The sequence below is a fragment of the Salinimonas chungwhensis DSM 16280 genome (assembly GCF_000378185.1).
Lineage (GTDB): Bacteria > Pseudomonadota > Gammaproteobacteria > Enterobacterales > Alteromonadaceae > Alteromonas > Alteromonas chungwhensis.
On record NZ_KB899389.1, the window covers coordinates 1 to 22,932 of the forward strand.

Genomic DNA, 22,932 nt, shown 5'->3' on the forward strand with positions numbered 1-22,932 from the left:
GTTTGTAGAATGGTCCGCTAAAAGTGTCCACCAATCCTACTGGGCTGGATTGTATTACGAAAAACAACGAGCAAAAGGCAAAGCTCATCAGGCAGCTGTCAGAGCTTTAGCGTTTAAATGGGCGAGAATCTTGTTCAAATGTTGGCAAACAAAAACGCCTTACAATGAAGCCCGATATTTAAAAGCGTTAAAAGAGAGAAATTCATCTCTTCTAAGCACATAAAAAGGTTGTTGAATGACTCAGGGCGTGAAGCGGAAGTTGGCGTATTGATTACTTGATAGCGTCAACGCGCGAATTTCTGACATTCCCGCGACTGGTACCAACCTTCTGCTTGAAGTGCCATAGCTGACCATAGTAATTTCATTGTTGAGAGTTAAGTGCTTGTATGGGTATACAGATGTAGTGACCTTTCCCCTATATACATATCGTCAATTTTCCATTATGTAGCAATATGATAGTTAGTTTGATATTTATTGTGAAAGTATAAAAGTGAGCGCTGCTTTGGCAGAAAAACGCGCAAATCGCGCTATATTAAATTGTTATGTCTCAAGGAGAATTTTATGACGCCAGAGGAATGGTGGAAAAACTTTGCGCTTAACCGGGAGATCGATACATCAGGTACATTTATATACAATTCAATTAGAGCTTTAGAGGAGCTTGAATCATTTCAACACTCGGTTGATACATTCGAAGTTTTGTATGGGCTGGCCGTCGGGATTGAAAGGCTTGCTAAGATCGCAATTATCCTTATAGAGCACGAAGAATCAACTGACATCGAAGAATTTGAAAAAAGTTTAATTTCACACAACACTCTTGAACTTGTCGAGAGGATATCTTCGAATAGAGAAGTTAAAATTTCGGCACAGAGCAAAGAGTTTCTTGCCTTGCTCTCCAAATTTTATAAAACTCATAGATATGATCGATTTTCATTTTCAAGCGTGCCAAATATTGAGAAAGAGAAAACAGACTATCTAAACTTCTTAGACAAGCATCTTAAGACAGAGCTTTTAAATTCAAATGAGTTTGACTTGATCCCAAATACTGATCAAATCAGAAAATTTACTGGCAGAGTTGTGTCAAAGATCACTACTCAACTTTTTTCTGTTATAAGTAGAGAAACTTATCGTCTAAATATCTACACCACAGAAATACGAGGAGATTCTAAGGCATTAAAAGTCTTTTATGGCGAAAGGTTAGATTTAATTGATGAACGTTATAAAAGAAAAGAGATTTTACTCTATCTCATCAGTGATAAGTTTCAAGGTTCACACCGTGAGTTGTTAAAAGCAATGGAATCGTTAGAACTAGATGAAGGAATGGTACCTAATTACATTCAGGCTTTACTGAATGATAGAAAAGTTACTTTTGTAGGAGATGAAATCGATGAACTATATTATGATGTGGAAGACATAAAAAGTCGCCTTCAGTTTCTTGATATCATCGATTGTGAATACCTCTCTTATGGAGACGAGACATAACAAACCACTCAAGGCTCTCGCTTCGCTCGCTGGGACGCTAACACATGGGCTGCGTCACTTCGTTCCTAATTTTAGCCCATGTGTTATCGCCCCTTAGTGGGAAGTTAGGTGTCTATGAGCATTCGAAAAATACCAAACTCCTTTCGCTACTCAGAGAAGCTTTTAACTGAGTACAGCCGGACTAGCCTCGAAAACGCTCAGGATCTCATAGAAGAGGCTGAATTACTGCTCAAGCAGGGAAAATTAGCACGGGCATATTTCATTGCCATTGCCGCTATAGAGGAGACAGGGAAGTCATTCATTGCATATGATGCGCAAGGGCGGAATCTGAACGACTCTGCCGTTACCGCTAAAATTAGATACTCTCTTGAAAGTCACTCTAAAAAGATAAGCTCTGCCTTCCTTGCTTCAGTGATCAGCCATAGCGACATAAAAAATGATGTTATGACGTTTGTGGACATCATGATTGCGCTGAAGAATGGTCGAGAGCCATCAATGTACACAGATATAAATTATTCCACGGGCGAGATTCAAACGCCTGTGCGAGTAGTTTCTCCACGTGCCGCGAATGACTGTGTTCAACTGGCAAAGCATTGCTACTACAAAAATACCGAGCATCAAAAAACACAGCCGCCTACCGTAAGGTCCCAAAGCGAAGATCATTTTTATGGAATGAAGGATGGAAAGGTCAACCAGCTGTTCAAGACGGAGGACTTTTGGTGGTTTCATATCGCAAGAATGGAGGCAGGGAATCAGGATGTTTCGGAGTCCATACTCGTATACCAAAGAGAGTACTTGAGCAAAGGGAAACGGTTTAAGCCAGAGGAAGCCGAGTAGTGATACCTAACAATTCGCGTCACGCGGACGCACCAAAGTGCGCCGGTACGCACTGGCGTTAACTTTACTAGGGAGGGTTTGTGCAAAACTCAATATTCGTAGTAAGTAAAGAACCATATTGCATTTGGGAAATGGATGTAGGCGAGCGCAATAGAGATTTCTTGAACGGAATTGATCCAGAGTATTTCTCATATTTAGCCGATATCTGGACTTCCCAGACTTTGCTAGACACTTTTAACAGTTACAATGTAACTTCACAAAGAGGTGTTTATGAGCAAAGGCAAACGATATACCCACGAGTTTAAAGTCGAGGCCGTTAAGCAAATTACTGAACGCGGGTATTCTGCCGCTGACGTGGCAGAGCGGCTCGGCATTTCAAGTAATTCGTTGTACAACTGGCAAAAGCAGTTGGATAAAAAATCTGAACCGAAGAAGTCCGCTGATGATTCTGTCCGTATCGCTCAGCTAGAGGCTGAACTCAAGCGGGTGACGGAGGAAAGAGACATTTTAAAAAAGGCCGCAAGGTACTTTGCAAGCCAGCCAGAGTGAAGTACGCCTTTATCCGTGACCATCAGCGAGAATTTTCGGTCGCTGCGATGTCTCGCGTTCTAAAAATCCACCGCAGTGGTTTCTATGCCTGGCTGAACCAGCCCTCAAGTGCGCGAGCGATTGAAGATGAACGCCTGTTAAAACTGATACGTGAATTCTATATCGCCAGTGGAGCAACATACGGCAGCCCCTGGATCCATCGTGACTTACTGGAAGCCGGAGAATCATGCAGCGTTCATCGTGTAGCGAAGATAATGCGTAGAAGCGGGCTTCGTGCACAAATTGGTTACCAGCGTCGATACATTAAGAACGGCAAGCCCTCACGTATTGCTGATAATGTTTTGGAACGTGCTTTCGCTCCCACCAGGCCAAACACAGCCTGGGTCAGCGACATTACTTACGTAAGAACCTACGAAGGTTTTTTGTATCTGGCCACCGTCATTGATCTGTTTTCGCGTCGTGTAGTGGGCTGGTCAATGGACAAAAATATTGATAAGCATCTGGTTATCAATGCGCTGCTCATGGCGGTTTATCAACGCAGACCGAAACAGCAGGTTCTGGTGCACAGCGACCAGGGAAGTCAGTACGGTAGTGCAGATTATCTGGCGTTCATGAAGGAAAACAACCTCAAACCCTCGATGAGCCGACGCGGTAACTGTCACGATAATGCGGTAGCGGAAAGCTTCTTTGCTACGTTTAAGACACGAGTTACAAAGAAAAAGATATATGACACGCGTGATGAAGCCAGATCAGAGATATTTAATTTTATCGAGATGTTTTACAATTCCAAAAAACGACATTCTCATACAGACGGTGTCTCACCTGCTCAATTCGAGAATGCTTGGTTTACGAAACAGATAACTGTCTAGTGAAAGCTGGGAAGTCCAATCCATTTAGGGGCTGAAGACGAAAAGAGGGCCGCTATAGCATTAAGAGCGGCTTTTCATCATGCCTTAGAAACTCTATTCTCTTTAATAGGTGCTTATGTGCAGGCTCCAGACTGTGCTTACGCTTGGGTTGCAAAGTGTTCAAATAATCAACTTAGAAAGTTTGTCGCTGATGTGAGCAGTCATAGAAATTCATTGTTCACAAAGCTGAATATCGGCAACGTGGCATGGAGCGAAATCTCTAGAAGTGTTTTTGCCGGCTACCTTCCAAATACAGAAAAGAATGAACGAACTGTTAATTTGTTTGCGGAACTATGGGGAAAATTAGCAGGTGAATTTTTGAATGATGCGCATATTGATGAATATAACAGTATAAAACACGGTTTCAGAGTTCGATCAGGAGGTTTCTCCCTAGCTATTGGCCTTGAACATGAGTATGGGGTTACACCACCACAAAATGAAATGAAATGTCTCGGACATTCCAAACATGGAACTACAATCATAAAACTGGAGAAAATAGGCCCTAATAGAGATGAACGCAGTTATCGATCAAAACGTCATTCGCTAAATTGGAGCGTCGAAAAGACTGCTTTACTGCTACAGTTGGCCTCAATGTCTATCAATAATGTTACTTCTGCCATGAAAATATCGAATGGAATTGAAGCTGACACTTGTAAATTCACTCGTCCGCTGGAAGATGACGACTTTGCAACTCCGTGGAGCTATTCAACTGGAGTGACGAGCAGCAATATGGACGATTTCTTTAAGTTTGATAAAAGTATGAATACCAGTAAAGAGCAATTGCAAAAGCAAGTCGACAGTTATGTGCAAAGTAAAGTTAACAAATAAGGCAACCGGACGGTTTCACCGCCGGTTTTTTAGGCGTTAGATGACCGTCCGCTTCTTGTCTTCAGCAGACCTTCGCACCAGCAGCAGTGAAGGTCTGCAATTCGCACACAGCGGACTAACAGGACGGATTATACCAACGATCGTCTATAGCGCTACGCTGCCGCTATCTCACTCTGTTTTATCTTTAAACTCACACAAGTCTTCGATGATACAGGACCCACAACGTGGTTTACGGGCGATGCAGGTATAGCGGCCATGCAATATAAGCCAGTGATGGACATCGACTTTAAATTCGGCAGGTACCACTTTAAGTAGCTTTTGTTCAACCTGATCGACATTTTTCCCTACCGCCAGTTTGGTGCGATTGGATACTCTGAAAATGTGGGTGTCCACGGCGATGGTGGGCCAGCCGAAAGCAGTATTAAGGACCACATTAGCCGTTTTTCTTCCTACGCCGGGTAAAGCCTGCAGCGCCTCTCTGTCTTCAGGAACGTCACCATTATGCTTATCCAGCAAAATACGACACATTTTGTGTACATTTTCAGCTTTGGCGTTATAAAGACCAATGGTTTTTATATAGTCTTTTAACCCCTCCAGCCCCAGGTCGAAAATAGCCTGTGGCGTATTGGCTACCGGAAACAGTTTTGCTGTGGCCTTATTTACCCCAACGTCTGTCGCCTGCGCTGATAAGGTAACCGCCACCAATAACTCAAAGGGCGAGCTAAAATTAAGTTCAGTGGTCGGGGAGGGGTTAGCCGCGCGCAACCGGGTCAGTATTTCTTTTCGCTTTGCATTATTCATAGTGGGTAATTAACTTTCTGCAGTGACCCGGATTCGGGTTACCTGCTTTTTCTGCTTAGTTTGTCTGGCAGTCAGGCGATTATCGATGGCATTTTTAGCGGCGATTAATAAGCCCATACCAATAAATGCGCCAGGTGGAAGAATGGCCAGGAGAAAGGGTTGCTCGGTAGCGAAAATTGTCAGTGTCCAGTTACTTGCTATCGGCCCGAACAGGCGATCTGCGCCTGACAATAACGTGCCTGCGCCTAACACTTCGCGCATACCGCCAAGCAGAACCAGAACCAGGGTGAAACCAGCACCCATCATGACGCCATCAAAAGCAGCAGGTAGCACTTTATTTTTCGAGGCGAAAGCTTCAGCGCGACCAATAATCGCGCAGTTAGTTACGATTAACGGGATAAATATGCCCAGCGCCAGATACAGCTCATACGTGAAGGCGTTCATCAGTAACTGAATAATAGTGACGAAGGAGGCGATGACCATAACAAAAACAGGAATACGGATTTCATTACGTACAAAATTGCGAACCAGTGATACGGTGATATTTGAGCCCACCAACACGGCCATTGTAGCCAGCCCCAGACCTAACCCATTAATCACCGTAGCGGTGACAGCTAACAGCGGACACAGTCCAAGCAACTGCACCAGTGCCGGATTATTATTCCACATGCCTTCGGCGGCAAGGGATTGATAGTTAGCCATTTGCTCTCCTGTTACTCCGTCTCACTGCAATTCGCAGGCTGCTCAAATAATACTGTTCGGTTATCTGCTACATAATCAAGTGTTCGGCGCACTGCACCCACAACCGCGCGGGGGGTGATGGTTGCGCCGGTGAACTGATCAAACTGACCACCGTCTTTTTTCACTTGCCAGGCTTGTTTTTCCTCCTCGCGATAGGTTTTACCGCTAAAGGTACGGATCCAGTCACTAACCGCTAGTTCTATCTTGTCACCCAGCCCTGGCGTCTCCTGATGTTCGAGGGTTCTGACGCCCAGTACCGTCATAGAAGCGTCCACGCCAACCACCAATTCAATATCACCGCTATAACCGTCGGGCGCTGTTGTCTGCAGCGCCAGGGCCACGGGCTGATTCTGCTCGCGCGCACGATACACTCTGTGGTTGCGATCTGAGCCCAGCGCATCGGCTGAAATTAGGGTGCAGTCAGCATACAGTTGATTATCATACAGAGCCGCGGGTACAACTTCATTGAGAATCGTAATTAACCGCGCGCGCTGTTGTTGTTCAATTCGATCTTCTGTCCCAAGGTACGTCAGGCTGATCAGGGCAGTGGTAACCACTGCAAAGGCGCCGAGCATACCACCGTTTTTTGCCAAAGTGTCGAGCATACCTGTTTACCTGCCACGCTTGTTTGAGCGAGAGCCGTGACCATAGGTTCGCGGCCGGGTGTAATAATCAATTAGTGGCACAGCCATGTTCATAATAATGACCGCAAAGGCCACGGCATCAGGATATCCTCCGAACGTGCGAATGATAACCAGCCAGAAGCCGATAGCAGCACCAAAGATGAGCCGGCCCTTGTTCGTGGTTGACGCCGAGACTGGGTCTGTAGCGATAAAAAATGCACCAATCAACAAGCTGCCATTAAAAATATGAAATAGCGGTGAAGCATAAAAATCCATATCGGCGATGTGTAGAACAGTGGCACACACCACAACACTACCAATCATACCTACCGGAATATGCCAGTTGATGACTTTGGTCTTTAACAAAAACAGCCCACCAGCCAGATAGGTCAGTGCAACCCAGGACCATCCGGCCCCAAGGCTATTGGCGAGACCGCCGTTAAAGATACGCGACTGAATCGCTTCAGAGTAAGTCAGCCCCTCGGTAAGCCCGGTTTTTACGGCATCTAACGGTGTGGCCATTGTGATGCCATCTGCTACAGTACGCAGCTGAGCCACGTCCAGCCCTGCCTGGGTATAGCCGGTGAATATTAAGCTGACTGTATCAGCAAAGGAAAGTGGGTCAGCCATGAATTGTACTGGCGGCAGCCACATCGTCATCGCCGCCGGAAACGATACTAATAATATTACGTACGCGACCATCGCCGGGTTAAACATGTTAAAGCCCAACCCGCCATACAGTTGCTTAACAATACCGATGGCGCAAAATGTACCTATGAGCGTCATCCACCATGGTAAACCGGGAGGGATACTTACGGCCAGCAACAGCGCAGTTAAAACAGCGCTATAGTCACTTAATGCCCTGACCACTGGTTTTTGGCGCAGGCGTAAAATGCCTGCCTCAGTGATAAGCGCGGTGCTTACAGCAATTATTGACTGAATGAGCAGTCCCCAGCCGAAAAAATACATTTGCACTAGCATCGCAGGGGCCATGGCATAAATTACCAACCGCATAACCTGGCCGGTGTCCCGCTGAACGCGCTGGTGGGGAGAACTGGATAATGTCAGTTTCATATTAATTATTGTTCTCGTTTTGGTTATCCCGCTGCGCTTTTTTTGCTTTGGCTCTGGCTACAGCCGCCGCCACCCGCTGTTTTTTGCTATCTTCAGCGCTTTGCGATTCCTGACGGGCTACTTTTATCCGGCGCTGACTTACTGTCTCGCTGTGCTTTTTTTGCTTTGGCTCTGGCTACAGCCGCCGCCACCCGCTGTTTTTTGCTATCTTCAGCGCTTTGCGTGCTGACTTCGTCAGTGGCTCTATTTTCTGATTGCGCAGAACTGTTTTCCTCAGAGGCCGCGCTGTTTTTATCCGGCGCTGACTTACTGTCTCGCTGCGTTTTTTTTGCTTTGGCTCTGGCTACAGCCGCCGCCACCTGCTGTTTTTTCTCATCAGCAACATTATCAGAGCGGTCTTGATTGTCCTTGCTATCAGACTGCTGCCCACCAGCCTTTTTAGCTTTGGCTCTGGCCACAGCCGCAGCAACCTTTGCCTGTTTATCAGTTTGTGTAGCGGATTGATCCTGTTCGGTGTTGTTTTCCTCTTTACCAGCCCGTTTTGCTTTGGCTCGGGCTAAGGCAGCTGCTACCTTGTCTTTGGATGATCCGGCTGGCGTTTTATTTTCACGTGCTTCTTTGGCGCGCCGATGCTTTTCTTCACGCTCAATTTTTTCCCGTTCCAGACGCGCCTTTCTTGCTTCAAAACGCTCTCGGGCTTTTTCCGCTCTTGCTTTTTCGTCACGTTGCTGCCGGATGCTGGATTTTGCCTGCCGGTAATAGTGAACTAAAGGGATTTCACTTGGGCAAACGTAGGCGCAAGCGCCACACTCGATACAATCAAAAAGATTGTATTCCTGGGCTTTGTCGTACTCATGCGCTTTAGCATGCCAGAATAACTGCTGTGGTAACAAGGAAGCCGGACAAGCATCGGCACATGCACTACAACGTATGCACGGACGTTCATTATCTTCATCAATGAGTTCCCCGGAGGCCGGGACTAACAGGCAGTTAGTAATCTTTACTACCGGAACATCGGCATCATTGAGGGTAAAGCCCATCATCGGCCCGCCCATAACTACCTGCGGCTGAGCTTGCTTGGTCGGGTTGTAGCCAGCTTCTTTTAATAAATGATTAACCGGTGTGCCGATAAGTGCCCAGACATTGCAGGGCTTCTCTACCGCTTCGCCGGTTACAGTGACTACCCGCTCCACTAGCGGCTTGCCCTGAAAGATCGCATCCGCGATGGCGTAGCAGGTCCCTACGTTGAACATCAATACGCCGATATCAGCTGGTAACCCATCACGGGGGACCTCACGTCCGGTCAGCACCTGGATAAGTTGTTTTTCGCCGCCGGCTGGGTATTTGGTAGGCACAGATACAACGCGAATATCCGCGCTGTCCTGACAGGCAATCTGCATGGCTTTGAGTGCTTCGGGCTTGTTATCTTCAATGGCAATAATAATTACTTGCGGCTTTATCAGGTGGGCCAGGACATCGGTGCCCTGACGAACCTGCCAGGCGTGCTCGCGCATAAGCCGGTCATCCGCGGTGATATAGGGCTCACACTCAACCCCGTTAATCACCATGAACTCTATCTTCTTCGTCCCGCTGGCTTTGATGTGGGTGGGGAAGCCCGCGCCTCCCATACCAGATATGCCAGCATCACACAGAGCCTCTACCACTTTTTCTGACGAGTGTGCTGTGTAATCAGATAACGGCGTTAGAGACGTCCATTCATCGTGACCATCGGGAATAATCGTGATTGCCTGTTCATTCAGGCCGCTGGGGTGAGCGGTTACATGAGGGCCTATTTCAGTCACCTTGCCAGAGGTCGGTGCGTGCACAGGAATCGCAAAAGGATGAGAGCTACGCGTAAGCGGCTGCCCCTTTTTAACCCTATCGCCCACGCTTATGGCCAGCCGGCCTTCTGTACCGACATGCTGGCGAATCGGAATAATTAATTTTTCCGGTAAACTGACGGTCTGTATCTCAGCCTGACTTGTTAAAAGCTTTTTATCTTCAGGATGCACGCCACCCGGGAAGTCGTAGAGTTTTCCCGCATTAAGTTTGGCAATAATTTCATCAAAACTGACAGACAACATTACGACACCATTTTTATGGGAATATCGCCTTTAGGCGTTTTATCAAAATCCCAGGTCCATGAGGTAGTTGTAGGGGAAACGGGTACCATATCTATGCAATCCACGGGGCAGGGGTCCACACAAAGATCACACCCGGTACACTCATCGGTTATCACGGTGTGCATATGCTTGGCAGCGCCCAAAATAGCATCCACCGGGCACGCCTGAATACATTTGGTACAGCCAATGCATTCATCTTCTCTGATAAAGGCAACTTTTTTCTCGTCTTCCTCACCATGCGCAGCATCCAGTGGCTTCGCCTCGACACCCATCAGATCAGCCAGTTGCTTGATAGTAGCTTCGCCTCCCGGCGGACATTTATTAATCTCATCGCCATTGGCAATTGCTTCTGCATAGGGGCGACATCCCGGATAGCCACACTGTCCGCACTGCGTCTGGGGCAGGATTTCATCAATCTGATCCACCAACGGATCGCCCTCAACCTTGAATTTAATGCTGGCATAACCCAGCACCAGGCCAAATATAAGCGCCAAAAGGCCGATTGCTATTAATGCTACTGTCAAACTCATTATACGTTCACCAGTCCGCTGAACCCCATAAATGCTAATGACATCAATCCGGCTGTAACCATTGCAATAGACGCGCCCTTAAATGGCGCTGGTACATCTGCAGCGGCTAATCGCTCACGCATTGCAGCGAACAGAATCAACACCAGTGAAAAGCCCACAGCAGCGCCAAATCCGTAAATCAGACTTTGCATAAAATTATGTTGTTCGGTCAGATTTAACAGCGCTACGCCCAGCACCGCACAGTTAGTAGTAATAAGCGGCAGAAAGATACCGAGCAGACGATACAGGGTAGGGCTGGTTTTATGAACGACCATTTCAGTAAACTGAACCACTACGGCAATAACAAGGATAAAAGCCAGTGTACGCAGATACCCAATGCCTAGCGGCTGCAGAATATATGTCTCAACCAGATAACTTGAAACAGAAGCAAGTGTCAGAACGAAAGTCGTCGCCATCGACATACCAATCGCCGTTTCCAATTTGCTGGAAACACCCATGAATGGGCACAGACCGAGAAACTTCACCAGGACGAAGTTATTCACCAGAACCGTTCCAACAAGTAACAAAAGAAAATCGGTCATGTTGCTATCAGATGCTCCACGCAATGCTCTATAAGCGTTCGAAATTCATCAGAATTACTGACAGAGGGTTAACCTCCAAGATATATGGCCATTATCCCTGTTTGTCTCGTGATTAACAACTTGATAAGACTAAGGTTATTTAAGTTGCTATGCATGGGAACAGGAAAATTGTAAGAAAAAGAGGAAGTAACGATAAAAACTGGAAATAAGCGAGAAGAAAATTAAGAAAATAAAAGAGTTTGGCTCCCCCTCCCCGACTCGAACGGGGGACCTGCGGATTAACAGTCCGTCGCTCTAACCAACTGAGCTAAGGGGGAGCAGATACTCTTTTTTGCTGAAAAGTTGGCTCCCCCTCCCCGACTCGAACGGGGGACCTGCGGATTAACAGTCCGTCGCTCTAACCAACTGAGCTAAGGGGGACCTGCTTTTCAACGGGAGCGAATATTAAAGACCATCGACGGTGGTGTCAACAAACTTACGTGAATTTTTTTCTGATTGAACAAAAAGTGATATTTTCGGGTCTTTTAGCTTATTTTTGCATCAATATGCACAAAATCATTTTAACGTCGAGCAGCAGGGATTAACCCGTTATTATTTTTACCGTTTTTTATACGCCGAATCACAGACATAAACTGTATTCTCCTCTTATAACTAAAATAAAGGGCGCGTGTAGAAAATACTATTAAATAATCCTTTTATACTGTTAAAATATACAGCTTGTCGCAAAACTGTAACCAAAGTGTAGTAGTTAAAAGGTTAGTCTTTACTTACACGATCGTTCAGGGCATTAGCAAAATACCCCGTCCTTGCTGGGCTTCAATCAGTTATCCACTAAAACTGTGGATAACTATGTTGATAGAGGCATTAAACGTTGCGTTACGCACAGATCCACTTGCACGCAGGCCTGTGGTTAAATAATGGTCTTATTGATAAATTGTTATATTTTCAGTAGCTTAGTGTTTTTTAGAGTGATCGGTGTTCGGATCAGGCAACGATCCGTTAGACAAGATTTTGCTTGTGTGTTAAATCGGCGCTCAGCCATATAATTGTGAATATTTCAGTGCTATAGCGTTTTGAGCGTACGCCCATAATTTACATCATCGCGACAAATCATAGGGTTAGCGGAAGTTTTGACAATATCTTAACGGTGCTTCTTTAAAAGAACGACGGATTGTCAGTCTCAACCATGACAATAGCCGTTTAATCAGCGTAGTGAAAAACTTGTTTTTTGTTGATTTCAGTGATTTGCATCTCAATGTTTCAATAAACCAATGTTCTTCTGATTCTGACTTTACATTATTTATTGCGCTCACCATGCAGCGGGGGTCATGCACATGGTAGGTAAAATTTGTGCTCTCACTGAATTGGGGTTTCAATACACTGCTGACTACTGTGTAATAGGCGGCTGAAATAACACCTGGGACCATTGTGCGCAGAATTACCCGAACACGAAATGAAAATTTAACCGAAGGTCCGGTCGGAGAAACACTTAGACGGATGACTATCCCAATGATCCTGGGCATGGTCATGATGATGAGCTTTGGCCTGGTAGATACATTTTTTGTCAGTTTGCTGGGCACTGACCAGTTAGCCGCGATTAGTTTTACCTTTCCAGTCACGTTTACCGTGATAAGCCTTAATATTGGTCTGGGTATTGGTACCTCCGCCATCATTGGAAAGTTGTTGGGCGCAGGTGCTAACAACGATGCTAAATTGCATGCAACAGGGTCGTTGATGCTCTCTGTGATCCTGGTCAGTTCAATGGCGACGCTGGGTTATTTTTTAATTGACCCGATTTTCAGTTTGCTCAATGCCAGCGATAATCTGATGCCATATATCCGCGACTATATGGGCGTGTGGTATCTTTCCAGTGTATTTTTAAGCTTACCTATGGTGGGCAATAGCGTACTTCGCGCCTGCGGCGACACCCGCACGCCAAGTATAATAATGGCGTGCGGCGGGGCGTTAAACGCCGGTCTCGACCCTATTTTTATTTTTGGCTTTGGCCCCGTTCCGGCGATGGGCATTCAGGGCGCGGCAATGGCAACATTTTTCGCCTGGCTGATCGGAGCGATCTGGATTGTATGGTTTTTGGCGATCCGTCGTGGCTTGATGGTACCGCGGCTGCTCAATATTGCAGAGTTTAAAGAAAGTGCCCGTGATGTTTTAAAAATTGGTTTACCGGCAGCGGGCGCCAATATGCTCACACCTATCGCTGGCGCAGTAATGACTGCGCTGGTGGCAAACTATGGCGCAGAAGCGGTAGCTGCCTGGGGCGTCGGTAACCGGCTGGAATCCATTGCCAGCATCATTATTCTGGCGTTGTCGATGACCTTGCCGCCGCTCATCAGTCAAAACGTAGGGGCCGATTTACATGAGCGGGTAGAGGCTGCCTATAAACTAACCTTAAAATTTATTTTGGGCTGGCAGCTTATCGTCTACGTCGTGTTATGGCTGCTGTCTGACTGGATTGCCGCTATTTTTGCTAACGAGCAGGAAGTTGCCCAGCTTATTACGCTATTTTTGGCAATTGTTCCATTAGGATACGGGATGCAGGGTGTCATAATCCTTACCAACTCGTCATTCAATGCTATGCACATGCCTATGACGGCCCTTGTTTTAAGTATCATCCGTCTGTTTGTATTTTTCGTACCAGTGTCGTATGTGGGAAGTTTGTTGTTCGATATTCCCGGATTGTTCTGGGGAAATGTTGTGGCCAATATCATCATGGCCTTAATTTCTTTTATTTCGTTTAAACGCGCGCTGCTCAGCCGACGAGCTGAGGCAGCCGAAAGTGAGGAAAAAGTGACGTTATGAGTCGAGGGTTTGAACTTGTATCCAAATACCAGCCAGCCGGTGATCAGCCCAAAGCAATTGACGCTTTGATCGACGGGCTCGACAGCGGGCTTGCAGCACAAACGCTATTGGGGGTAACAGGTTCCGGAAAAACATTCACCATGGCGAATGTTATAAAATCTGTCCAGCGACCAACGCTGATTCTCGCTCACAATAAAACGCTGGCGGCCCAGTTATATGGTGAGATGAAAGAGTTTTTCCCCAACAATGCGGTGGAATACTTTGTTTCTTATTACGATTACTATCAGCCCGAAGCATATGTGCCCAGCACCGATACCTTTATTGAAAAAGATTCGTCAATAAATGACCATATCGAACAGATGCGGCTGTCAGCTACCAAAGCGCTGATGGAGCGCCGCGATGTTGTTATTGTGGCGAGTGTATCTGCAATCTATGGTTTGGGCGATCCCGAATCTTACATGAAAATGCTGTTACATCTGCGTCAGGGTGACACCATGGATCAGCGGGATATCTTGCGTCGGCTTGCCGAACTGCAATATAGCCGAAACGATCTCGCGTTTGAGCGCGGTAACTTTCGGGTGCGCGGAGATGTAATTGATATTTTTCCGGCAGACTCTGAGAAGCAGGCTGTGCGCGTTGAACTTTTTGATGAGGAAATTGACAAGATCAGCCTGTTTGATCCGCTCACAGGCGCGGTGGAAAAAAGTGTTGTCAGAGCAACAGTGTTTCCCAAGACCCACTATGTCACACCGCGAGAGAAAATTCTGGATGCCATCGAAAGAATTAAAGAAGAGCTGAAAGACCGTAAAGAGCAGCTTAAATCCGTTAACAAGCTACTGGAAGAACAGCGCATCTCTCAGCGTACCCAGTTCGATATCGAAATGATGCTAGAACTGGGGTATTGCTCTGGCATCGAAAATTACTCACGGTATTTGTCTGGTCGGGCCCCGGGCGAACCACCGCCTACGCTACTGGACTACTTTCCCGCCGATGGCCTGATGTTTATTGATGAGTCTCACGTTACCGTATCTCAGGTTGGCGCGATGTACAAAGGCGACCGCTCACGCAAGGAAACCTTGGTTGAATACGGCTTTCGGTTGCCCTCTGCGCTCGACAACCGGCCGCTGAAATTTGATGAGTTCGAGCAAATTTGTCCGCAAACAGTTTATGTATCCGCCACACCGGGTAAGTATGAGCTGGAGAAATGCAACGACGATATTGTTGAGCAGGTAGTACGTCCCACTGGCTTACTGGACCCCCAAATTGAAGTTCGACCGGTAGCGACTCAGGTCGATGATGTTTTATCAGAAATTCATAAGCGGGTTGAGGTAGACGAGCGAGTATTGATTACCACGCTCACCAAACGTATGGCAGAGGATCTAAGCGAATACCTCAACGAGCACGGCGTTAAAGTCAGATACCTGCATTCCGACATTGATACGGTAGAACGGATGGAAATAATCCGTGACCTCAGATTAGGTAAATTCGTTGTACTGGTCGGCATTAACCTATTGCGGGAAGGGTTGGATATGCCGGAGGTTTCTCTGGTAGCAATTCTGGATGCGGATAAGGAAGGCTTTCTGCGTGCAGAGCGGTCACTTATCCAGACCATCGGCCGGGCAGCACGGCACATCAATGGCAGAGCGATTTTGTATGGTGATACGGTGACCAAATCTATGCAAAAAGCGATTGATGAAACAAACCGGCGACGGGAAAAACAGGAAGAATACAATAAAAAGCATGGCCTTACTCCTCAGCGCCTCAATAAGCCAATTACTGACATTATGGATATTGGGGAAAGTAGCGGCGGAGAAACCGGTAAGGTCAAATTACGCAAAGTCAGTGAGAAAAAGAAAGGCGCTCATGCAGCCAGTGCCACTGAGTTAATGGCCAGAATCACTGAACTGGAAAAACAGATGTTCGAACATGCCAGAGAGCTCGATTTTGAAAAAGCGGCCTCGTTACGGGACGATATCGAACAGTTACGCAATCAGGTGGTATCTGTTTCCTGAGTTAACGCCTGATAAGTGTATTACTAAAAATACCCTTGTCAGGCTTGCTTACTATTCACCTTTTTGTAGCCAGTTCAATAAACTTAAAAAATCCCGTTGTAATCCCGTTAAGTGTTGCCTATGATAGATTCTTGAGTATCTATAACTATACCTATAAAAAATGGTGACTCCATGTTAAATCGACTTCAAGAGTCAGATATAAAGCTTTTACGGGTCTTTTATGCAGTGGCCAGTTGTAACGGATTTACTGCCGCAGAGCCGGTGCTTCGTATGCAGCGTCCGAATATCAGTGCTGCCATAAAGAAACTGGAAGAACGATTAGATTTGGTACTTTGTCATCGAGGCCGTGGTGGTTTTCAAATGACGAAGGAAGGCGAGGTGGTTTTTCAGGAAACTAAACGCATATTCAATGCCTTTGATAACTTTGTTTTCAATCTTAAATCACTTCATGACGATTACTCTGGCCACATTACTTTAGTGTTGATGGCTGGTTTACCTTTGTCTATACAGCTGGCGGTAAGTAAAGCTGTGAAGAGCACCATGAAAAAATTTGACGATATTCATGTCAATATTCAGACACGCCTGTACAACGAAGTCGAGCATGTGGCTTTATCGGGTGAGTGCCATCTGGTGATTTCAACTTATGATATGGTCAAACCGGAATCGGTAACGTTTCATCCGATCGGTATCAAATGCAAGGGTAGGTTGTATTGTTCGCCCGGTCACCCATTAGCAAAGTATCGGGATACGCCATTACCAGATGATGTCCGTATTGAGGATTACCCCGCTATTGGTTTGTCTGGTCTGTCATCGGGCAACTATATAGAAGATGACCGCAGGTTGGCGATTCAGACTTTCTCGGACTCTTATGATGCTGCAATGTCAGCTATTATGACCGGCGAGTATGTAGCCTTGTTGCCTGACTTTATTGCCAAAGAGCAGGGCGCGAGCCTGGGCCTGGTGCCAATCGCTCAGGGCAGCATGTTTAACTTTGAGCATGAGTTATTTGTGATGAACGGGAAAAATACCCGCCTCAATCCGGTTTTACGTCACTGCATCAAAGAATTAAGTTACTTTATTTCTGAAAGTCAAAAGTAAATAACGCTAGCAGTTTACATAATACGCTGCCGGTACCATTTATTGTAAATAAAGGTACCGGCAGTAGTTATTAATTGTGGTCAGGATTCATAATACAGCGGGTCGGTAGCATTATTGAGCGCGAAAGCCTCAAGCCGTTCCTGGCAGGCGCCACATTTACCGCATGCTTTTTCACGGCCGTTATAACAGGTCCAGGTTTCACTATAATCCAGTCCCATAAATAAACCATCTGCTAAAATGGCGGTTTTACTCTCTAGTAGATAGGGGGTCACGATCTCTACCGGACTATAATTGGCTATTTGCGAAACGTCATTCATTTTTTGCACAAACTCGGGGCGGCAATCAGGATAGATAGCATGATCACCAGAATGTGCGCCATAGTAAACTTTGGTGGCATCCAGTGATACAGCATAGCCAATAGCAAGAGACAACAGAATCATATTTCTGTTGGGAACCACCGTAGTTTGCATGGATGGTTCTTCGTAATGGCCTTCCGGCACCGCGATATCACTGGTTAGTGCAGACCCGCCCACTAACGAATTAATACTCGATATATCAACGATTTTGTGCGCAATACTGAGACGCTTGCACACTTTTTCGGCATAATCGAGCTCCTTTTTATGCCGTTGTCCATAATCAAAAGACAATGCATAGGGAGTTTTACCTTCACGTAATGCTTTATTCAGTACGGTGTAGGAATCCATGCCACCGGAATAGATAACAACAACACTTTCAGACATGAGTCTTTACCAGTTCTGTAAATAATGACCGCAACTTTTCACGAAACTTGATAAAATTGCAAGATAACACGCTGTCAGGGGATCACATTGAGCGCGCAAGAACTTAGTATCAACGAAATGTTTGAAACAATCCAGGGGGAAGGCTTTCATACTGGCGTTCCTTCCATTTTCATTCGCTTGCAAGGCTGTCCTGTGGGCTGCCCGTGGTGTGATACAAAACATACCTGGACACTGGATGACGCATTTCTGACCACAGCGGAAACTGTCATGACTAAAACCCGGGAAAGTGAAGCATTTTTTAACACAGCCGGCGCCAGCGTTCTGGCGATGTTCGACACGTATGGATATCAGGCCAGGCATGTGGTTATTACTGGCGGTGAGCCCTGTATGTATGACCTGACAGCGTTTACCCGCTTACTGCATGAAAATGGTTACTCTACACAAATAGAAACCAGTGGCACCTACGAGATAAAGTGCGTTCCGGAAACCTGGGTAACGGTATCGCCTAAGGTGGATATGAAAGGTGGATTGCCAGTGCTTACCAGCGCGCTTAAGCGCGCCGATGAAATTAAACATCCGGTTGCCATGCAAAAGCATATTGAGGAACTTGATGTCCTTCTGGAGCGCCTTGACGGGGCGTTTTCCGGCCAGATTTGTTTGCAGCCCATCAGCCAGCAGCAGCGTGCAACAGACCTTGCAATAAAAACCTGTATCGAGCGAAACTGGCGATTGTCGTTGCAAACCCACAAGTATATCGGCATCGAATAGCCTTAATCGCTTAACAGGAGCTTACGTATGGATTTTGGTCAGTCGTTAAAATATTTTTTTCGGATACTGTTGCCATTATGGCTGCTAATGGCCGGTCAGGTTCACGCTGCCTTGTGGTCCATCACGTACCCGCGTCCAATCAGCGAAAATGACATGCGCACAGAGTATCCCGTCGCGCTACTCACGCTGGCGTTGGAGAAAACAGGGGTTAAATATTCGTTATTGCCCTCTGAGCGAATTTTGTTGCAGGGTAAAGCATTGCGCCGCTTAAAGGAAAACAGGGAAGTTAACGTGGTATGGAGCATGACTGATGTTCAGCGGGAAAAAGATTTATTGCCCATCCGTATTCCCATTGCAAAAGGCCTGATAGGCTGGCGTGTTTTCTTAAGTACCAAAGGTCAGGTCGATAATTTTGGTCAGATAACGTCAAAATCAGGCTTGCGCGCGCAAACCCCGGTACAGGGTGAAGAATGGCCAGATACAAAAATACTGCAGGCAAACGGGTTTAATGTATTTACCGTTCCAGACTACTTAGACGCTATTGAGATCCTTCAGTCACAACAGGCGAGTTTCTTTCCGCGCTCGGTCATTGAGGTTATCAGCGAACTGGAAAGTGGCGGATTGCCAGCAGACATCGTGCTCGAGAAACATTTGGCGCTCTACTATCCAACAGCTATGTATTTTTTTGTAAATCGGGGGAATCCGACACTGGCCCGATTAATCAGAACCGGCCTTGAGCGTGCAATAGAAGACGGCTCTTTTGACGCGCTGTTCGACTCCTCGTATCAGGAAACGTTCAAGCAACTGGACCTTGATAACCGAAAAATCTTTATATTGAATAATCCTGCGCTACCCGACGCTACACCTTTAGATGAAAGCGCATTATGGCATAAACCGAGCGGAACCAGCGTAAACAACTAGGCAATCACCAATTGCTACGTCGCGTTTTGACGCTTAGCTGATATGACGAATTATCGCGTATCCGCCGTAATTTCAGTGAAAATCTGGCAGAACAGTGTGAATCAGCTATATTGAGGGCAACGTGTTTAATCACGTTGTATTTTGCTGATTAACTCTTTCATTTGGTAGTAAAAATAGATGCGCCCAGCACCTGAAGCAGAGAACGAGAAAGAACGCCTTGACGCGCTGTATCAACTTGATGTTCTTGATACTGAAGCTGAAGATGTGTTTGACGATTTTACCCGTATCGCTTCGCAAATATGTGATACCCCCATCGCCCTTATCAGCCTGATAGATGATAAGCGGCAATGGTTTAAATCCAAATTCGGTTTAAACGCATCGCAAACTAACAAAAATATCGCTTTTTGCAGTCATGCAATACTTCAAGACGAGGTTTTCGAGATCAACGATGCATTAAAAGACGAGCGCTTTTTTGATAATCCGTTGGTTACTTCTGAGCCATATATTCGATTTTATGCCGGTGCGCCGCTTATTAGCTCGGAAGGGCACGCTGTTGGTACACTGTGCGCCATCAGCGATAAACCAAAGTCACTGACTGAGTATCAGCGAGAAACCCTGGCGATATTGGGGCGTGCGGTTATTGATCATCTGGAACTGCGATATAAAAACCGGCAACTGGCCCTGGTAAGTCAGCGTAAAACTGATTTTCTGTCGACGATAAGCCATGAGCTTCGTACACCACTGAACGCAATAATTACGTTAAACGAACTAATGCTCGAGGAGGCCAGCGAGACCCCCCTCCCGGAAAAGTTTGTGCAGTACATGAACCACATTAATTATAGCGGCAAGCGGTTGATGGAGCTGGTTAATTCTGTACTCGACCTGAACAAAGCTGAAGCGGGTAAGATGGAGTTATCGCCTGTAACTATAGACAGTTCCACATTTTTTGCCTCTATAGAAGGGGTAATGCGGCCAAAGGCTGAGAACAAGAGCATTGACCTGAGTTTTCATTTGTCTGATGACTTACCGTCAGTTTTGTACGCTGATGAGTCAAAGCTATCTCGCATAATCTTTAATCTGCTTGGTAATGCAATTAAGTTTACTTCACAGCACCAGTGGGTGCGTTTAACAGTCTCGTGCGCAGAAGGCTATCTGGTTCTCACCGTCGCTGATGGCGGAGTGGGTATTGCAAAGCAGGACATGGATGTGTTGTTCGACAAATTTACTCAGGTAGGTCGCCAGAAAGAAATAGAGGGTAGCGGATTGGGGCTGGCAATTACAAAGGCGCTGGTGGAGCTAATGGAAGGCACTATTGAGCTGGACAGTGAACCTCAAAAGGGGACAACAGTTACTGTTTCATTGCCCCTGAAGCCAATGGTGGAGAACACCATGCACGAACAGGCGCCGGTGACTCAGGCTGAAAACGCTGGCAGCTACAACACCCAGGCACATATTCTGGTGGTAGAAGATAATCTTATCAATCAGGAAGTGGCGAAAGCAGTATTTGAGTCGCTTGAACTGACTATAGATATAGTGGAAAGCGGTGAGCAAGCGGTTCGTCAGACCAAACACACACACTATGATTTGATATTTATGGACTTGAACCTACCCGGTATTGATGGCTGGGAAGCGGTTGAGCAAATCCGGCTACATGATACCCAAACGCCAGTAGTCGTACTTTCAGCAACAGTCCTTGATACCGGAGAAAGCAAGCTGGCAAGTCGGGGAGTACAGGGCTTTGTCACCAAACCCATTGAGATAACAACGCTGATTGATGTATTGGTTAACGTTATCCCGGCGCATTGATGACCAGCTAATCTGAGGGCCGAAAAAAGCCCTCAGATCGTTGACGATAAGGTACCTTAATTTTGGGCAGGCGGACTTAGTTTAAAATCCAGCTGGACGAGCAAGTCGGTTTGTCGTTGCGCTTTTCCACCCTGAATGCGAGGCTTATATTGCCACTGAGCAAGTGCAGTTTTTGCGCTGTCATTAAATATGTTCGCGGGTTTCGACTCGACGATTGTAATATTATCCGTAGCGCCATCTTCGTTGATATCAAACTGCAATGTTACGGAACCTTCCTGATTATTTTCAACCGCTTCTGCCGGGTAAACCGGGTCAACCCGTTTAACCGGCATCGCCTCATTAACTTTCTGCATATTCACTGTTTGCTGCGGCAACTTAGCCAGGACGGTATTGGCACTCAACGCCAGAGCAAGTAGCGAGGATGTAACAGCCAGGGTTTTACTTACTTTGGTAGGTTTGGTTATAAAGTTTAAACGTTTGAGCATTGTGCTTTTTCCTCCAAGGGTGGGGTATGAAGTCAGGTGGACTGACGTATGCTCAGCACACTGCACAAGTGCTTTTGCATAAAGTTTTCTTTCAGTAAATGTTTTCTGGCGTAAAACGTTATTGTCGCAGGCCAGTTCCTGACTAGTGCGAAAAGAGCGCACACCAAGCCAGATAAAAGGGTTAAACCAGCATAGAATAAGCAGTAGGAGTGCCAGCGCGTTCCAGATATGATCGCCGTGTTTATAATGTGTGTTTTCATGTTCAAGTATAAGGCGCTGCTGAGTCGGCTCAAATATGCTATCAAAATCTGTAGGGACAACTATTTTCGGTAAAATTAGTCCAAACAACAGTGGTGTAGAGACGACTTCTGAGACATAAACGGGTCGACCAAAACAAGCTGATTTACGCAAAGAGCGAAGAAGCTTAAGGGAGTGGTAGCCGGTGTATAAGGAAAGCACAATTATGCCTGAAATCCAGGCAATAAATAAACTGTTAACATCCTCCTTGGCTAGTGATGGCGTGACGTTGACCACATAGCGGGCATAGCTGTTAGTAACAACTACAGCGTCTTCTAAAGGAAGATTGTTAACTATCAACACCAATGGCACCAGAAGCCACAATCGGTACATAAGCCCGATACCTACCCGGACACAGAACATACGCTCAAGGAGAATCAGAAAAACCAGTGCGATAGATAGCGCGGCTTGCTGATTCACAATCCACTCAATCATTATCGTTTTCCCATTTTTCAATTAGCGCCTTTAGCTCATTTACATCTTCTTTGGATAGAGAGCCTTCGTTGGCAAAGCCTGCAACCAGCGGAGCAACTTTGCCTTTAAAAAGCCGGGTGACAAAGTTACTTGTCTCTTTTCTGGCGTATTCATCACGACCAACTAGTGGATGATAAAGATACTGGCGCTGTTGCTTTTCAAAGCCCAGAACTTGCTTTTTAACTAATCTACTGAGCAGTGTTTTTACCGTTTTATCGTGCCAGCTTTTGCGTTTGTTTAAACGTTTTACCACTTCACTGGAAGTTACCGGGTAGTCATCCCAAATGACATCAAGCACATCGAATTCTGTAGTGGTGATCTCAGGTTTCGCGTCGGACATTGCCATGCAATACTCTCATTTGATTACAGTTGTAGTCTTAGAATTTAGATTACACGTGTAATCTAAAAGAGCAAGCTTTTTTTGATTATTTTTCAGACAA

At 46.1% G+C, this 22,932-nt stretch carries 20 protein-coding genes, 2 tRNA genes and 1 pseudogene; 11 read left to right on the forward strand and 12 right to left on the reverse strand.

The genetic code is table 11. From position 1 onward, the window contains the following. The 5 genes and pseudogenes from F458_RS20945 to F458_RS19770 all read left to right on the forward strand — a co-directional run. A pseudogene (locus F458_RS20945) lies at positions 1-223 on the forward strand (IS110 family transposase); the annotation flags it as partial. Between the two features lie 338 nt (positions 224-561). Then, entirely contained in the window at positions 562-1,479 is a 918-nt protein-coding gene (locus tag F458_RS0116035) for a hypothetical protein (protein ID WP_018984456.1), read from the forward strand. A 114-nt stretch (positions 1,480-1,593) separates the two neighbouring features. Beyond that, entirely contained in the window at positions 1,594-2,316 is a 723-nt protein-coding gene (locus F458_RS19765; protein WP_018984457.1) for an AbiV family abortive infection protein, read from the forward strand. 270 nt (positions 2,317-2,586) lie between these two features. Then, positions 2,587-3,734, forward strand: a protein-coding gene (locus F458_RS0116050) for an IS3 family transposase (RefSeq protein ID WP_156824278.1) whose coding sequence is annotated in 2 segments (ribosomal slippage) — positions 2,587-2,824 and positions 2,824-3,734 — 1,149 coding nt in all. Because the reading frame shifts where the segments join, the coding sequence is not laid out codon by codon here. Between the two features lie 117 nt (positions 3,735-3,851). Next, a complete protein-coding gene (locus F458_RS19770; RefSeq protein WP_018984460.1) occupies positions 3,852-4,601 on the forward strand; it encodes a hypothetical protein in 750 nt (249 codons plus the stop codon). A 168-nt stretch (positions 4,602-4,769) separates the two neighbouring features. On the opposite strand, the gene nth is transcribed toward F458_RS19770, so the two are convergent. The 9 genes from nth to F458_RS0116100 form a co-directional block, all read right to left on the reverse strand. Next, entirely contained in the window at positions 4,770-5,402 is a 633-nt protein-coding gene (gene nth / locus F458_RS0116060) for an endonuclease III (protein ID WP_018984461.1), read from the reverse strand. A 9-nt stretch (positions 5,403-5,411) separates the two neighbouring features. Beyond that, positions 5,412-6,104 carry an electron transport complex subunit E gene (locus F458_RS0116065; protein ID WP_018984462.1) on the reverse strand — a complete coding sequence of 231 codons (693 nt, stop codon included), beginning with the start codon at positions 6,102-6,104 and terminating at the stop codon, positions 5,412-5,414. A gap of 11 nt (positions 6,105-6,115) precedes the next feature. Beyond that, complete coding sequence (rsxG, locus tag F458_RS0116070) at positions 6,116-6,748, reverse strand: electron transport complex subunit RsxG (protein WP_018984463.1); 633 nt, start codon at positions 6,746-6,748, stop codon at positions 6,116-6,118. A gap of 6 nt (positions 6,749-6,754) precedes the next feature. Further along, complete coding sequence (gene rsxD, locus F458_RS0116075; protein WP_018984464.1) at positions 6,755-7,840, reverse strand: electron transport complex subunit RsxD; 1,086 nt, start codon at positions 7,838-7,840, stop codon at positions 6,755-6,757. Between the two features lie 92 nt (positions 7,841-7,932). Then, entirely contained in the window at positions 7,933-9,924 is a 1,992-nt protein-coding gene (rsxC, locus tag F458_RS19775) for an electron transport complex subunit RsxC (protein ID WP_018984465.1), read from the reverse strand. Continuing rightward, positions 9,924-10,493 carry an electron transport complex subunit RsxB gene (gene rsxB / locus F458_RS0116085; protein WP_018984466.1) on the reverse strand — a complete coding sequence of 190 codons (570 nt, stop codon included), beginning with the start codon at positions 10,491-10,493 and terminating at the stop codon, positions 9,924-9,926. The genes rsxC and rsxB overlap by 1 nt, the downstream gene beginning before the upstream one ends. After that, positions 10,493-11,074 carry an electron transport complex subunit RsxA gene (rsxA, locus tag F458_RS0116090; RefSeq protein WP_018984467.1) on the reverse strand — a complete coding sequence of 194 codons (582 nt, stop codon included), beginning with the start codon at positions 11,072-11,074 and terminating at the stop codon, positions 10,493-10,495. The genes rsxB and rsxA overlap by 1 nt, the downstream gene beginning before the upstream one ends. Before the next feature lie 240 nt (positions 11,075-11,314). Continuing rightward, positions 11,315-11,391, reverse strand: a tRNA-Asn gene (locus tag F458_RS0116095). A 26-nt stretch (positions 11,392-11,417) separates the two neighbouring features. Further along, positions 11,418-11,494: transfer RNA gene (locus F458_RS0116100), tRNA-Asn, on the reverse strand. A gap of 1,089 nt (positions 11,495-12,583) precedes the next feature. Here F458_RS0116100 and F458_RS0116105 point away from each other — a divergent pair. The 3 genes from F458_RS0116105 to F458_RS0116115 all read left to right on the forward strand — a co-directional run bounded on the left by F458_RS0116105 (position 12,584) and on the right by F458_RS0116115 (position 17,001). After that, positions 12,584-13,891 (forward strand): MATE family efflux transporter, encoded by a 1,308-nt coding sequence (locus tag F458_RS0116105; protein WP_018984468.1) that lies wholly within the window; start codon positions 12,584-12,586, stop codon positions 13,889-13,891. Then, the gene (gene uvrB / locus F458_RS0116110) at positions 13,888-15,903 is read left to right on the forward strand and encodes an excinuclease ABC subunit UvrB (RefSeq protein WP_018984469.1); all 2,016 of its coding nucleotides are present in this window, start codon (positions 13,888-13,890) and stop codon (positions 15,901-15,903) included. The genes F458_RS0116105 and uvrB overlap by 4 nt, the downstream gene beginning before the upstream one ends. A 171-nt stretch (positions 15,904-16,074) precedes the next feature. Next, on the forward strand, positions 16,075-17,001 hold the full coding sequence (locus tag F458_RS0116115; protein ID WP_018984470.1) for a LysR family transcriptional regulator: 927 nt from the start codon (positions 16,075-16,077) through the stop codon (positions 16,999-17,001). Positions 17,002-17,081: 80 nt separating this feature from the next. Here F458_RS0116115 and queC read toward each other — a convergent pair whose 3' ends face one another. Next, complete coding sequence (gene queC, locus F458_RS0116120; RefSeq protein WP_018984471.1) at positions 17,082-17,741, reverse strand: 7-cyano-7-deazaguanine synthase QueC; 660 nt, start codon at positions 17,739-17,741, stop codon at positions 17,082-17,084. A 117-nt stretch (positions 17,742-17,858) separates the two neighbouring features. Between queC and queE the strand changes: the two genes are divergently transcribed. The 3 genes from queE (at position 17,859) to F458_RS0116135 (ending at position 21,236) form a co-directional block, all read left to right on the forward strand. Further along, the gene (gene queE, locus F458_RS0116125; RefSeq protein WP_040610682.1) at positions 17,859-18,509 is read left to right on the forward strand and encodes a 7-carboxy-7-deazaguanine synthase QueE; all 651 of its coding nucleotides are present in this window, start codon (positions 17,859-17,861) and stop codon (positions 18,507-18,509) included. A 27-nt stretch (positions 18,510-18,536) separates the two neighbouring features. After that, positions 18,537-19,430 (forward strand): type 2 periplasmic-binding domain-containing protein, encoded by an 894-nt coding sequence (locus tag F458_RS0116130; protein ID WP_018984473.1) that lies wholly within the window; start codon positions 18,537-18,539, stop codon positions 19,428-19,430. Between the two features lie 177 nt (positions 19,431-19,607). Next, the gene (locus F458_RS0116135) at positions 19,608-21,236 is read left to right on the forward strand and encodes a GAF domain-containing hybrid sensor histidine kinase/response regulator (protein WP_018984474.1); all 1,629 of its coding nucleotides are present in this window, start codon (positions 19,608-19,610) and stop codon (positions 21,234-21,236) included. A 56-nt stretch (positions 21,237-21,292) separates the two neighbouring features. Here the strand turns inward: F458_RS0116135 and F458_RS0116140 are convergent, their stop codons facing one another. Both F458_RS0116140 and F458_RS0116145 read right to left on the reverse strand, forming a co-directional pair. After that, positions 21,293-22,453, reverse strand: a complete 1,161-nt coding sequence (locus F458_RS0116140; protein WP_018984475.1) for a M56 family metallopeptidase — start codon at positions 22,451-22,453, stop codon at positions 21,293-21,295. Continuing rightward, positions 22,446-22,838: a BlaI/MecI/CopY family transcriptional regulator gene (locus tag F458_RS0116145; protein WP_018984476.1), complete on the reverse strand. Its 393-nt coding sequence runs from the start codon at positions 22,836-22,838 to the stop codon at positions 22,446-22,448. The genes F458_RS0116140 and F458_RS0116145 overlap by 8 nt, the downstream gene beginning before the upstream one ends. Positions 22,839-22,932 lie beyond the last annotated feature (94 nt).

Excerpts from the sequence above, each read along its gene's own strand:
- F458_RS0116035 (WP_018984456.1), top strand. The coding sequence starts at position 562 with ATGACGCCAGAGGAATGGTGGAAAAACTTTGCGCTTAACCGGGAGATC.
- F458_RS19765 (WP_018984457.1), top strand. The coding sequence starts at position 1,594 with ATGAGCATTCGAAAAATACCAAACTCCTTTCGCTACTCAGAGAAGCTT.
- nth (WP_018984461.1), bottom strand. The coding sequence starts at position 5,402 with ATGAATAATGCAAAGCGAAAAGAAATACTGACCCGGTTGCGCGCGGCT.
- F458_RS0116065 (WP_018984462.1), bottom strand. The coding sequence starts at position 6,104 with ATGGCTAACTATCAATCCCTTGCCGCCGAAGGCATGTGGAATAATAAT.
- rsxG (WP_018984463.1), bottom strand. The coding sequence starts at position 6,748 with ATGCTCGACACTTTGGCAAAAAACGGTGGTATGCTCGGCGCCTTTGCA.
- rsxD (WP_018984464.1), bottom strand. The coding sequence starts at position 7,840 with ATGAAACTGACATTATCCAGTTCTCCCCACCAGCGCGTTCAGCGGGAC.
- rsxC (WP_018984465.1), bottom strand. The coding sequence starts at position 9,924 with ATGTTGTCTGTCAGTTTTGATGAAATTATTGCCAAACTTAATGCGGGA.
- rsxB (WP_018984466.1), bottom strand. The coding sequence starts at position 10,493 with ATGAGTTTGACAGTAGCATTAATAGCAATCGGCCTTTTGGCGCTTATA.
- rsxA (WP_018984467.1), bottom strand. The coding sequence starts at position 11,074 with ATGACCGATTTTCTTTTGTTACTTGTTGGAACGGTTCTGGTGAATAAC.
- F458_RS0116105 (WP_018984468.1), top strand. The coding sequence starts at position 12,584 with ATGATCCTGGGCATGGTCATGATGATGAGCTTTGGCCTGGTAGATACA.
- uvrB (WP_018984469.1), top strand. The coding sequence starts at position 13,888 with ATGAGTCGAGGGTTTGAACTTGTATCCAAATACCAGCCAGCCGGTGAT.
- F458_RS0116115 (WP_018984470.1), top strand. The coding sequence starts at position 16,075 with ATGTTAAATCGACTTCAAGAGTCAGATATAAAGCTTTTACGGGTCTTT.
- queC (WP_018984471.1), bottom strand. The coding sequence starts at position 17,741 with ATGTCTGAAAGTGTTGTTGTTATCTATTCCGGTGGCATGGATTCCTAC.
- queE (WP_040610682.1), top strand. The coding sequence starts at position 17,859 with ATGTTTGAAACAATCCAGGGGGAAGGCTTTCATACTGGCGTTCCTTCC.
- F458_RS0116130 (WP_018984473.1), top strand. The coding sequence starts at position 18,537 with ATGGATTTTGGTCAGTCGTTAAAATATTTTTTTCGGATACTGTTGCCA.
- F458_RS0116135 (WP_018984474.1), top strand. The coding sequence starts at position 19,608 with ATGCGCCCAGCACCTGAAGCAGAGAACGAGAAAGAACGCCTTGACGCG.
- F458_RS0116140 (WP_018984475.1), bottom strand. The coding sequence starts at position 22,453 with ATGATTGAGTGGATTGTGAATCAGCAAGCCGCGCTATCTATCGCACTG.
- F458_RS0116145 (WP_018984476.1), bottom strand. The coding sequence starts at position 22,838 with ATGGCAATGTCCGACGCGAAACCTGAGATCACCACTACAGAATTCGAT.